The following is a 12,174-nucleotide window of genomic DNA, read 5'->3' as shown; positions in this document are numbered from 1 at the left end:
GCCTGCCACATGCTCATGCCATGACCTCACAGACGCGCCCCACCACCGCCCGGACCCTCCCCACCACCGTCCGCCCGGCCACCACCCCGCTCGCCGCCGCTGCCGCGAAGGGCGCCGTCGCCTGGTCCCTCCTCTTCGGCGTCTTCCACTTCTACTGGGCCCTCGGCGGCAGCCTCGGCCTCGGTGACGGCGCGCAGGTGGAGGCCGGGCTCAGCGGCGGCATGCTCGCCTACGACCTGGTCGTGGCCGTGCTCTGCTTCGTCGGCGCCTGGGTCGCGTACGCGCTCGGCCGCGCCCCACAACTGCCCCTCCCGCGCTGGATGTTCCTCACCATGGCCTGGACCGCGGCCCTCGCCCTCGTCGCCCGCGGCGGCATCGGCGTCGTCGACGACATCCTGCGCTCCACGGACGTACTCGCGGGCGGCCTCAGCGGAATGCCCGTCGAGGACGTGTACGGCGAGCCGCACCCGTCCTCCTACACCATGTGGTCCATGCGCGTCGTCGACGGCTTCTTCGTCCTCGGCGGCCTGCTCTTCGCGACGGCCCTGCGCGGCTACCTCCGGAAGACGGCCACGTCCTGACGATGGCCACGTCCTGACGACGGCCACCTCCAGAAGACGGCCACCTCCGGAAGACGGCTACCTCCTGAAGACCAGGAAAGCCTGCTGAGTCGACTCGGACTCCAGCGGCTCCCGCACCAGGCGTGCCGTCTCCGTGAAGCCCGCCGCACCCGCCAGTTCCGCGATCCGCTCCGGCCGCAGCCGCCGGAAGTCCAGAGCCACCGGATGCCCGAACGGATCCACCAAGTGCAGTGGCTCGTCCCCCACTTGGAAGGCGACGAGCAGCTGCCCGCCCGGGGCCAGGACCCGGGCGAACTCCGCGAACACGTCGGGGAGCGACCCCGGCGGCGTATGGATGCAGGAGTACCAGGACACCAGGCCGCCCAGGGACCCGTCCGGCACGTCGAGCGCCAGCATCGAGCCTTCCTCGAACCGCAGCTCCGGATACTCCCGCCGGGCCACCGCCACCATCTCCGGCGACAGGTCGACCCCGGACACCGCGAGCCCGTGCCCGGCGAGCAGCGCCGTCACCCACCCCGGCCCGCTCCCCACTTCGAGCACCGGCCGCTCCCCCACCAGCTCCGCGAACCCGGCGAGGAGCGCCCGGTCCAGGGGCCGCTCCGCCCAGGAGTCGCGGAAATGGTCGAAGTAGTCGGCGGCGATGGCGTCGTAGAAGGTACGCGTGGTCCGCAGAAAGTCAGCCTCAGTCACGGCCAGCGACCCTACCCAGCCGCACCCGCGCCCGTACACGCACCCCGGAAGCCGTCGTAAGAACCCGCTGCACAGGGGTGTTGCGACCCGCGTACCCGTCAGTACATTGACACCATGTCTAATACGCAGGCCCGGCTTCCCCAGCCCGTCGCGTCCGAGCACATAGCGCTCAAGGCACGCAAGGTGTCCTTCGCCTGGGACCGGACACCGCTCCACTGGGTGCCGGACGATCCCTTCGCCACGCACACGATCAACGTGCTGCATCTGCTGCTTCCGGCCGGCGAGCGCTGGTTCGTGCACGTCTACAAGCAGGTCCTGCCGTACATCAAGGACGACAAGCTGCGCGAGGACGTGATCGGGTTCATCGGGCAGGAGGCCATGCACTCGCAGGCCCATGACGAGGTGCTGCCGCACCTGAGGGAGCAGGGCCTCGACCCGACCCCGTACACCGCGCAGGTCGACTGGCTCTTCGAGAAGATGCTCGGCGACCGGACGCTGCCGCCCGGCAAGGCCCGCAAGTGGTGGCTCCTGGAGCGGGTCGCGATCATCGCGGCGATCGAGCACTACACCGCCTTCCTCGGCAACTGGGTGCTGAACGCGGAGGAGTTGGACAAGCGAGGCGCGGATCCGACCATGCTGGATCTGCTGCGCTGGCACGGGGCGGAGGAGGTCGAGCACCGGTCGGTGGCCTTCGAGCTGTTCATGCACGTCGACGGGAGTTACGGGCGGCGGGTGCGGACCTGGGCGACGGCGTTCAGCGCGCTGGTCTTCCTGTGGCAGCGCGGGGCGCGCTTCTTCATGGAGAACGACCCGACGCTCGACGACGGCAAGGCCTCGTTCAAGGCCTTCTTCGACGCGGGCAAGCAGGGCGTGCTGCCGACCACGGGCGCCATGGTGAAGTCCATCCCGCGCTATCTGGCCCGCGCCTACCACCCCTCCCAGGAGGGGTCCACCGCACAGGCCATGGCCTATCTCGCGTCGTCGCCCGCCGCGAGCGCCGCCGAGGCCCGCGAGAAGGGTGCCGCCTGAGATGCCGCGGATCCGTACCGTCGTCGCCGTCGCCGGCGCGGCGCTGCTCGCCAAGCGGGCCCTGCACCGGCGCATCCGGCGCTCCCCGCTGTGGCCGCTGCCCGCCCTGGAGAAGCCGGTCTCGGGCCGCCCGCGCGGCCGGGCGATGCGCCTGCGTATCGCCGGGCGCACGGAGCTCGCCGACGGCGTCGTCCAACTCCGCCTGGAAGGCGCCCACTTGCCGGACTGGGAGCCGGGCGCGCACCTGGACGTGGTGCTCCCCTCCGGGCTCGTACGGCAGTACTCGCTGTGCGGGGACGTCGCGGACGCCTCCGCGTACACGATCGCGACCCGCCGTCACGAGGACGGCCGGGGTGGTTCGCGCGAGGTGCACGACGAGCTGCGCGAGGGCGTGGAGATCGAGGTCCGCGGCCCGCGCAACCGCTTCCCGCTCGTCTCCTCGCACGCGTACGTGTTCGTCGCGGGCGGCATCGGGATCACTCCGATCCTGCCGATGCTGTACGCGGCCGAGGCGTCCGGCGCCGAGTGGCGGCTGCTGTACGGCGGGCGGTCGCGGGCCTCGATGCCGTTCCTCGACGAGATCGAGAAGCTGGGCGGGTCCAGGGTCACGGTCGTGCCCGAGGACGAGGCGGGACTGCCGGACCTGGCGGCGCTGTTCGCGGGGGTGCCGGCGGCCGCCGCCGTGTACTGCTGCGGGCCCGAGCCGCTGATGGACGCGGTCGCCGGGGTACTGCCCGGAGGCTGCACCCTTCATCTGGAGCGGTTCACACCGGCCGCGTCCGTCGAGGGAAACACGGCCTTCGAGGTCGAACTGCGCCGCAGTGGGCGGACGTTGACCGTACCGGCCGACGAGTCGGTCCTCGAAGCCGTGCGCAAGGAACTGCCGAACACTCCGTACTCCTGCGAACAGGGCTTCTGCGGGACCTGCCAACACCGCGTCCTGGAGGGCGAGATCGACCACCGGGACGAACTCCTTGTGGACGCGGAGCGGGTGGACTCGATGCTCATCTGTGTCTCCCGCGCGCGCGGCGAGCGCCTCACCCTCGATCTGTGAGGGACCTGCCAGGTCAGGTTCGCAGCCTGGCCGGTTAGGGTGTTGGTATGACTACCGGGGTGCGCCGCAGGATGGGCGTCGAGGAGCGACGGCAGCAGTTGATCGCCGTCGCGCTCGAGCTGTTCAGCCATCGCTCCCCCGACGACGTCTCCATCGACGAGATAGCGGCGGCGGCGGGCATCTCGCGCCCGCTGGTCTACCACTACTTCCCGGGCAAGCTGAGTCTGTACGAGGCCGCCCTGCGCCGCGCCGCCGAGGACCTGGCCGAGCGGTTCGTGGAGCCGCGCGAAGGCCCGCTCGGGGCGCGGCTGCTGCGGGTGATGGGCCGCTTCTTCGACTTCGTTGACGAGCACGGTCCGGGCTTCTCCGCGCTGATGCGCGGCGGCCCGGCGGTGGGCTCGTCGGCGACCAACGCGCTGATCGATTCGGTCCGGCAGGCGGCGTACGACGAGATCCTCAAGCACCTGGGCAAGGCGGCCTTCGGCGACAAGGCACCGCCCGCCCGCCTTCAACTGGTCGTACGCTCCTGGGTCTCGCTCGCCGAGTCGACGGCCCTGATCTGGCTGGACGGCCGCCGCATCCCGCGCGCCGAGCTGGAGCTGCAGCTGGTGCACGACTTCGCGGCGCTGACCGCGGTGAGCGCCGCGTACGACCCGGAGATGGCGGCGATCCTCACCCGCGTCCTGGCCGACGAACCGGCGGACGGGCCGTTCGGCGACCTGGTGGAGCGGTTGATCGCGCTGGCGCCGCAAGGGGCCTGAGGGCCGGACCGCGGGAGCCGAGGCAGCCGCGCTAGGCCTTCGTGTAGGACGCGTCGAGGTCGCGGACCTCCGCGGAGAGGTGCAGCTGCTCGGCACTGTCGTCCAGGTACTTGGCGACGAGTTCGAGGACCGCGCCGGTCAGGGTGGCCTTGACCTCGGGCGTACGTCCGGCGAGCAGGCCGATCTCGATGTGCACGACGGCGTGGCCACGGTCGGCGCCGCCCGCCACGTTGTCCTCGGTGCGCCGGAAGCGGCTCTTGCAGGTATCCAGCTTGGCGTCGGCGAGCTCGACCACGAGCGGGTGCAGGGCACGGGCGAAGCCGCGGCGGTCGAAGGCGTCGGCAAGGGTGTCGGGGTAGTCGACGGTGATCTGCGGCATCGCTGGCTCCGGTTCGCTCGGCTCGGGCACCCCTGCCGGGGCGGCCACCAGCATCGCACTCGATAATCGGGCCATGAACATCACCTTCCGCACGGCCGTCGACTCGCCCGCCGACCTCGCCGCCCTCGTCGGCCTGTACGACGCGGCCGCCCGCTGGATGATCGAGCAGGGCATCGACCAGTGGAAGCCGGGCGAGAAGGACGAGGAGCACTTCCGGCGCTGGATCAAGGAGGGTGAGGTCTGGCTGGCCGAGGCCGAGGGGGACGAACAGCCCGTCGGCGCCTGGGAGTTGTGGTGGGACGACGTCCCGGCCTGGGGCGAGCAGCCGCCGGTGGCCGGCTATGTGCACCGCCTGATGGTGCGGCGCGGCGCCCCCGCGGGGACGGGCCGGGCGATGCTCGCGCAGGCCGAGCGGCGGATCGCCGAGGCGGGCCGCCAGTGGTGCCGCCTCGACTGTGTGTCGACCAACGCACGGCTGCGGGACTACTACGAGGGCTCCGGGTACACGGTGGTGGGCGAGCAGCCGTTCAAGGTCGGCGCGGGCGGCAGCAAGTACAGCGTGACGCTCCTTGAGAAGCGGTTGGCGTGACTCGGCAACGTAAGGCTGCCTGCACCCGAAGAGACTCCTCCTACGCCCGCATCTGCAGCGCGAGCAGCGCGATGTCGTCCTCGCGGCCGTGCCCGAAGCAGTCGAGGAGCGTGTCGCACAGCGGTCCCACACCGGTCGGCGCCTTGGCCGCGACCGACTGGAGATGTTCGAGGGACACCGCGAGGTCGGTGCCCCGCGTCTCGATCAGGCCGTCCGTGACCATGAGCAGCCGCTCGCCGGGCCCGAGCGTGACCTCGGTGGGCTCCGGATGGCCGAGCCCGATGCCGAGCAGCGGACCCGCGACCTCCGCATAGCGGGCGGTGTCCTCGCCGGTGACCAGGAGGGGCGGGAGGTGGCCCGCGTTGGCGATGCGGGTGTGTCCGGTGGCCGGGTCGACGAGGGCCAGGCAGACCGTGGCCGTGGCCTCCGGGTGGTAGTGCTGCAGCATCCGGTCGAGCCGCCGGACCAGGACGGCCGGGTCGGACTCCTCGACGGCGTACGCGCGCAGGGCGTGCCGGATCTCGACCATGACGGTGGCCGCGTCCAGGGAGTGCCCCACCACGTCACCGACCCCGACGAGCACCCCGTCGGGGGTGTTCAGCGCGGCGTAGAAGTCGCCGCCGATCTCGGTGTGCTGGGTCGCGGGCACATAGCGGACCGCGACGTCGAGGCCCGCGAGGTGCGGCAGCTTCTTCGGCAGGAAGCTGTGCTGCAGGGTCAGCGCCACGTGCCGCTCCATCTCGTACATCAGCAGGGGTTCGGCGGCCAGCGCGGTGGCGTGCGCCAGCCGGCCGACGAGGAGCCCCGACTCGGTGGGTCCGTCGAGGTAGGCGGGGGTGGCGAGGCACACCGGCGGTTTGCCGTCGCTGCCGCGGGCGAGGGTGACGCGGGCGCCGTGGCCGTCCCCGGCGCTGAAGTAGCCGCCCGGCCACATGGGGGCGGGCACCACGGAGCTCTGCACTCCGGAACGGCCCGACACCAGGCGCTGCATCAGCCGGACCACGGCCGCATGGGCGCTCGCGTCGGGCAGTGAGGCGGGGGCCCGCCGCTTGGAGTACCCGCACAGCGGCAGGCCCTCCGCGTCGATGACGAAGGCCGCGGCGGGACCACCGGTCAGCCGGGCGGCGCCCGCCGCGGCCGCGTTGGCCAGTTCCTGCGGGCAGCGGGCGGCCTGCACGGCGAGCACCGCCTCGCTGAGCACCGTGAGCCGGCCCGCCGTGGCCTCGGCGGAGTTGCGGTGGCGCGCCCCGCGCAGCGCGGCGCGCACCATGGCCTGGATCTCCTCGGGTTCGGCGGGCACGGTGAAGTACGAGTCGGCGCCCGCGTCGAGGCCGCGGGAGCGGTCGCCGGGTCCGGTCGCGTTCGCCGAGAAGTGCACGATGGGGATGCCCGCTATGGAGGGCATGGACTTGATGCGGCGGCAGAGTTCGTAGCCGCTCATGTCGGGCAGCCCGATGTCGACGAGGGCCACGTCGGGCAGGGCGCCGGTGCGCAGGCGCGCGTCCAGTTCGATCAGTGCCTCGCCGCCGCTGGCGACGGGGACGACCAGATGTCCGGCGCGGCGCAGCACCGCGCCCATGGCGTAACGGTTGGCAGCCACGTCGTCGACCACCAGTACCGTGGTGTCTTCCGTGACATTCACGAGTGGGCCCCCTCGACCGGGGCAGGCCCCGTCGGGCCTGCCCCCACCAAGTTAGCGCCCTACCGCGTGGCCTGGGTGAATACCGCGACGGTGCGACCCGGAACGGCGAACGTGCCCGAACTCGGCTCGCATCTGGCCGATTTGACGATAGGGTCTGTCCCTTCCCGCTGCACCGGATGCAGCGCGTACCCCTTCCCGGCGAGTGCGTCGATCCGCTGGTCCTGGGTCTTCGGTGTCGCGTTGAAGACCACGACCAGGTCGCCGAGGCGCATGGTGACGACGCCCGGCGTCTCGCCCTTGCCCGACAGCGGGAAGGACAGCGCCTCCTGCACTTCGGTGGCGGTGCGCAGACCGAAGGCGGGTTCGGTCGTACGTATCTTCAGCAGATCCCGGTAGGCGGCCGAGGCGCCCTCGATCTGCGCGCAGCCCGCCGTCGGCAGTGCGCTCAACAGGGGCTTGGCGTATGGCCACTTGGTCTTGTTGTCGGCGGCCGGGGGCAGCCCGCGGCCGAAGCCGTTGCCGTCGCGGCAGTCCCAGTGGATGGCGTTGAACCAGTCGCCGCTGTCGAAGGAGTTGCGGTCGAGCGACTTGGAGCGCAGCAGATCGCTGCCCGCCTGGGAGAGCGCGGGGCCCTGCGAGAGTGCCGCGGTGGCCATGGACAGGACCTGCATGCGGGCCCGGTCGTCGGCGCTCACGCGCTGCGGCAGTTTGAAGGCGAGGGCGTCGTACAGGGTTTCGTTGTCGTGGGCGTCCGCGTAGGCGAGGGCGTCGCCGGGGACGGCGGCGTATCCGGCGGGTGCGCCGTTGTAGTCGACCTCGGAGCCCTTGACCTCGCGGCCGCCGGAGTCGGTGAAGGTGTAGGAGGCGAGGTTGCCGCTGAGCCCGACCTTGATGAGGTCCTGGTAGTGGAGCAGGCGGGCCTTCTGCTCGGCCGGAGTCCCGTTCGCCTTCGAGGAGTTGGGGTCGGTGTAGAGCCCGGAGCCGAAGCCCTGGACGCCCGGGTCCTCGTCGAAGGGGCCGCCGCCGCGGACGGCGTCGCGGGCCCGGTCGGAGAAGGTGGCGATGCCGGTGCCGGCCATGTTCTTCTGGGTGGCCTGCTCGAAGCGGGCGTCGTCGGCGACTTCGCCGAAGTTCCAGCCCTCCCCGTAGAGCACGATCCTCTTGCCGTCGACGCCGTCCTTCTCGATCGTCAGGGCGTCGAGGGCCTTGCGTACGGCCAGGATGTTGGCCTTGGGGTGGTGGCCCATGAGGTCGAAGCGGAAGCCGTCGACCTTGTACTCGCGGGCCCAGGTGACCAGGGAGTCCACGACGAGCTTGCCCATCATGGCGTTCTCGGGTGCGGTGTTGGCGCAGCAGGTGGAGGAGGCGACGGTGCCGTCGGCGAGCAGGCGGTGGTAGTAGCCGGGCACGATCTTGTCGAGGACGGAGGTCTTGGCCTGGCCGCTGGCGGCGGTGTGGTTGTAGACGACGTCCATGACGACGCGCAGCCCGTCCTTGTTGAGGGCCTGCACCATCTCGCGGAACTCGACGGTGCGGCGCGTCCCTTCGGGGTCGGAGGCGTAGGAGCCCTCGGGGACCGTGTAGTGGTAGGGGTCGTAGCCCCAGTTGTAGGCGTCCTTGGCGGCGATCTTGCCCAGGCACTCCTGCTGCTTCTCGGAGTCGGCGGCGTACGACGCGAGATCGCAGCCGGGGCGCGCCTGGTCCTTGGCCTTCTCGGGGATGGTGGCGATGTCGAAGGCGGGCAGCAGATGTACGTACGACGTCCCGGCGGCGGCGAGCCTGCGCAGGTGCTGCGAGCCCTTGCTGGAACCCTCGGTGAAGGCGAGGTACTTGCCCTTTGACTTCGCCTTCGCCGTGCGGTCCTCGACCGAGAAGTCGCGGATGTGCAGCTCCTGGATCTGGGCCTGGCTCATGGGGACGGGGGCCGGCTTCTTGAGCTTCGACCAGCCGGACGGGGCAAGGGACTTGGCGGTCAGGTCGACGACCAGGGACTCCTTGGAGTCGGCGGTGAGGGCGACCGAGTAGGGGTCGGTGACCTTGTTGGTGACGACCTTCTGGACGCTGGGCGCCCAGACCTTCACCGCGTACCGGTACGGCTTTCCGGTCCAGGACTTCTTGCCGGTGACGGACCAGACGCCGGTCCTGTCGTCGCGCTTCATCTCCCTCGTACGTCCGTCGAGTTCGAGCGCCACGGACTGTGCGGTGGGCGCCCACACCCGCAGGGTCGGCACGCCCTTCGCGTCGAAGACGGCACCGAGCGAGGCGTCGTTGGCGTACAAGTCATCCAGCACACCGGCCAGTTGGACGCCGGTCCCGGCGACGACGGCGCCGTTGGCGGCGCGCTGGGTGGCGACGACCCGGCCGCGCAGGGCCTCCCGGACCCGGTCGCGGTCGCGCGGGTCGACCTTCCAGGCGGTGTACTTCGCGACGTGCGGGAACTTCTTCTTCTGCGCGTCGGTCAGCTCGGTCTTGCCGAGGCGCAGCCATCGGGCGTCGTCGAGGTCGCCGTTGCGCGCGTACAACAGCTGTGTGGAGGCAGCCGACTTGGCGCCGTGCCAGGCGACGGTCTCCGCGTCCAGCCACACCGCCTCCGCCTTGGTGAAGTCCACCTTGGCGGCCTTCGGCTGCGGCAGCAGGTGCTTCTCCTTGCCGCTCAACAGCCACACCTCGTGCCCGGCGGCGGCGAGGTCGAGGGACTGGTCGGACGGCAGGTCCTTCTCGTCGCCCTTGTGCAGGATGTAGCTGAGCGACGTGGCCCCGTCCGCGAGCGGCACCTCATAGACCGCACCATAGGCGTCGATCCGGGTGGGCTGAAGCGGCTTGGACCAGTCGGTGGGGTCCTTGGCGCCGGTCCAGGTGTGCAGTCCCCAGCCGTCGTAGTCGCCGTCGGGGCGCTGGAGGTGGAGGACGGCCTTGCTCTTGTCCTGCGGCGGATAGGCCCCGTCGGGTGCAGTGGCCGCCTGCCCGTCCTTGCCCTGCTCGATCCAGACCTCGCCGGTGGTGGCCAGGGGGATGGTGCGCTGCGGGCCGTCCGCGGTACCGCTCTTCTCGACGGTGTACGTGACTTCGGTGGCGCCTTCGTCGAGCTTGACCCAGGCGAAGGCGCCGTAGGCGTCCCGGCCGGTGAAGTCAGAAGTACCGGCGGGGGACTTGAGCTGCCAGCCGTCGTAGTCGCCGCCCGTGCGCCGGTAGTGGACGACGGCGTACTCGCGCTCGACGGCGCTCGGCGGCTGCTCCACGGGCGGGGCGCCGGAAGTGGTCGTGGCGAGGGCGCTCGACGTACGGCCGGACGCATCCACGACAACCGCCTTGTAGCGGAGGGGAGTTCCCGACTCGCTTGCGGTGATCTTGTGGGTGACCTTGTAGGGCGCGTGGTCCACCGAGCCGAGGGTCCGCCACTTGCCGTTGCCGGTCTGGGCGGCGAAGACGACCCGGTTGAGCTGCCCGCCCTCGACGTCGGCGGCGATCTCGACGGTGCCGGTGGCGCCCGCCGCCGGGGCCTTCAGCGTGATCGAGGGCTTGCTTGCCGGGGCGGGCAGGGGCTTCTCGGCCCTGAGGACGAGGGTGGACAGGGCCGGGACGGTGACCTTGACCTTCTTGTCGGACCCGCTGGTCACCTTGCCGCCTGCGTCGCCCGAACCGCCGTACAGGGTAAGGAAGTTCATGCCCACCGATCCCGTGGGGATCTCCACGGTCTTCGCCTCGGCGCCGTTGTTGGCGGCCACGACGTACTCGGTCTTCGCCTTGGCGTCCGTGCGCGAGAAGGCGTACACGGAATCCTTGGCGTACCGCTCGTCCTGGATGCCGTCGGCGAGCGCGGGGTGCGCCTTGCGGAGCGCCGCCAGGTCGGCGATCTGCCGGTACAGCGGGTGCTCGGTGTCGTACGCGTCGTCGGCGTGCGTACGGTCCGTGCCCAGCTGGTCGTCGTCCAGGTAGTCGGCGGTCTTCGAGGCGAAGAGCGTCTGCCGGGCGTCCTTGTCGCCGCCCGCGCCGGTGTAGCCCTGCTCGTCGCCGTAGTAGACGACGGGGTTGCCGCGACCGAAGAACATCAGCTCGTCGGCGAGGCGGTAGCGCTTCATGAGCTCGGCGTCGTCGGCCTTCGGGTTGTCCTGCTTGAGGAAGGCCCCGAAGCGGCCCATGTCGTGGTTGCCGAGGAAGGTGACCTGCTCGTACGCATTGGCCTTGTCGGTCGCGTACTTGTAGTCGTCCGCGAAGACCGAGGCCAGGCGCCCGGCGGAGCCGCCCTGGGAGGCGTACGCGCGTGCCGCGTCCTGGAAGGGGAAGTCGAGGGTCGAATCGAGGCGGCCCTCGGTGACGTACGACGAAGTGATGCTGGTGTCGGCGGAGTAGACCTCGCCGAACATGAAGAAGTCGTCGCGCCCCTGCTTCCGTGCGTACGCGTCGAGGGCGGTGGCCCACTGGGTCCAGAACTCGGTGTCGACGTGCTTGACCGTGTCGATGCGGAAGCCGTCGATGTCGAAGTCGCGGACCCACTTCTGATAGATCCGCTCCATGCCGCGCACGACCTCGGGACGCTCGGTCCACAGGTCGTCGAGGCCGGAGAAGTCGCCGTACGTCGACGACTCGCCGGCGAAGGTCGAGTCGCCCCGGTTGTGGTACATCGTCGGGTCGTTGAGCCAGGACGGGACCTTGCGCTCGCCCGGCTTGACCTTCGGGGTGTACGGGAAGGAGTCGGCGTCGACCTTGCCGATGCCCTTGGTGTCATTGAAGGGACGGCCGTCTGCGTCCAGGTAGGGATGGGCGCCCTTGGAGCGGTAGCCGTACTCCTTCTCCGCGTAGTCGACCGTGTCGGCGGTGTGGTTGGTGATGACGTCGAAGAAGACCTTCATGCCCTTGCCGTGGGCCTTGTCGATCAGCTTCTCCAGGTCGGCGTTGGTGCCGAAGTGCGGGTCCACCTGGGTGAAGTCGGTGATCCAGTAGCCGTGATAGCCGGCCGAGGCGTCCTTGCCCTCGCCCTGCACGGGCTTGTTCTTGAAGATCGGGGCGAGCCAGATCGCGGTGGTGCCGAGGCCCTTGATGTAGTCGAGCCGGTCGGTGAGGCCCTTGAGGTCGCCGCCCTGGTAGAAGCCCTTGTCGGTGGGGTCGAGGCCGGTGTCCATGCGGGTGCCGGTCAGGCCGCCCTTGTCGTTCTTCGGGTCCCCGTTGGCGAAGCGGTCGGGCAGCACGAAGTAGAACTGCTCCCGCGTGAGGTCGTGCCGCGCGGGCTGCGCCGCCAGCTTCGCGTCCGACGGGGGCGGGGGCGGCGCACCGGCGGCCGCCGGGACGGCGGGCACGAGCGCCGCGAGCAGGGCGGCCGTGATGACCGCGACCGCGGTTCTCGCGCGCGGGGAGGAACCGGACACCGGGACATCTCCTTGAGTAGGCGGTACAGAAGCGTGGATGCCGCCCCGCACGCGGCAGCGGGGCAAGAAGGTGCGTGCGGGGCGGC

At 70.8% G+C, this 12,174-nt stretch carries 9 protein-coding genes; 5 read left to right on the top strand and 4 right to left on the bottom strand.

What is annotated here, in order from left to right; translation table 11 throughout:
• Positions 1–20: 20 nt before the first annotated feature.
• Positions 21–581, top strand: coding sequence for a DUF3995 domain-containing protein (locus tag OG430_RS34625; protein WP_327356585.1), 561 nt, complete (start codon positions 21–23; stop codon positions 579–581).
• Positions 582–638: 57 nt separating this feature from the next.
• Here OG430_RS34625 and OG430_RS34620 read toward each other — a convergent pair whose 3' ends face one another.
• The gene (locus OG430_RS34620; RefSeq protein ID WP_327356584.1) at positions 639–1,271 is read right to left on the bottom strand and encodes a class I SAM-dependent DNA methyltransferase; all 633 of its coding nucleotides are present in this window, start codon (positions 1,269–1,271) and stop codon (positions 639–641) included.
• Between the two features lie 114 nt (positions 1,272–1,385).
• Here OG430_RS34620 and OG430_RS34615 point away from each other — a divergent pair, with 114 nt between their 5' ends.
• The 3 genes from OG430_RS34615 to OG430_RS34605 are packed head-to-tail and all read left to right on the top strand — an operon-like array spanning position 1,386 to position 4,115.
• Entirely contained in the window at positions 1,386–2,300 is a 915-nt protein-coding gene (locus tag OG430_RS34615; protein ID WP_327356583.1) for a metal-dependent hydrolase, read from the top strand.
• 1 nt (position 2,301) lies between these two features.
• Positions 2,302–3,354, top strand: coding sequence for a PDR/VanB family oxidoreductase (locus OG430_RS34610; RefSeq protein WP_327356582.1), 1,053 nt, complete (start codon positions 2,302–2,304; stop codon positions 3,352–3,354).
• A gap of 47 nt (positions 3,355–3,401) precedes the next feature.
• Positions 3,402–4,115, top strand: a complete 714-nt coding sequence (locus OG430_RS34605; protein ID WP_327356581.1) for a TetR/AcrR family transcriptional regulator — start codon at positions 3,402–3,404, stop codon at positions 4,113–4,115.
• Positions 4,116–4,146: 31 nt separating this feature from the next.
• Here OG430_RS34605 and OG430_RS34600 read toward each other — a convergent pair whose 3' ends face one another.
• On the bottom strand, positions 4,147–4,494 hold the full coding sequence (locus tag OG430_RS34600; RefSeq protein WP_327359351.1) for a 5-carboxymethyl-2-hydroxymuconate Delta-isomerase: 348 nt from the start codon (positions 4,492–4,494) through the stop codon (positions 4,147–4,149).
• A 73-nt stretch (positions 4,495–4,567) separates the two neighbouring features.
• Here OG430_RS34600 and OG430_RS34595 point away from each other — a divergent pair, with 73 nt between their 5' ends.
• Positions 4,568–5,083 carry a GNAT family N-acetyltransferase gene (locus tag OG430_RS34595; protein ID WP_327356580.1) on the top strand — a complete coding sequence of 172 codons (516 nt, stop codon included), beginning with the start codon at positions 4,568–4,570 and terminating at the stop codon, positions 5,081–5,083.
• A 40-nt stretch (positions 5,084–5,123) separates the two neighbouring features.
• On the opposite strand, the gene OG430_RS34590 is transcribed toward OG430_RS34595, so the two are convergent.
• Together OG430_RS34590 and pulA are read right to left on the bottom strand one after the other, a co-directional pair.
• Positions 5,124–6,725: a fused response regulator/phosphatase gene (locus OG430_RS34590; protein WP_327356579.1), complete on the bottom strand. Its 1,602-nt coding sequence runs from the start codon at positions 6,723–6,725 to the stop codon at positions 5,124–5,126.
• 59 nt (positions 6,726–6,784) lie between these two features.
• Positions 6,785–12,088: a pullulanase-type alpha-1,6-glucosidase gene (gene pulA / locus OG430_RS34585; protein ID WP_327356578.1), complete on the bottom strand. Its 5,304-nt coding sequence runs from the start codon at positions 12,086–12,088 to the stop codon at positions 6,785–6,787.
• Between the last annotated feature and the right edge of the window lie 86 nt (positions 12,089–12,174).

Origin of the sequence: Streptomyces sp. NBC_01304 (assembly GCF_035975855.1) — a bacterium.
Taxonomy (GTDB): Bacteria; Actinomycetota; Actinomycetes; order Streptomycetales; family Streptomycetaceae; genus Streptomyces.
Note: the sequence above shows the minus strand (reverse complement) of the source record. Positions and strands in the feature narration are given on the sequence as shown.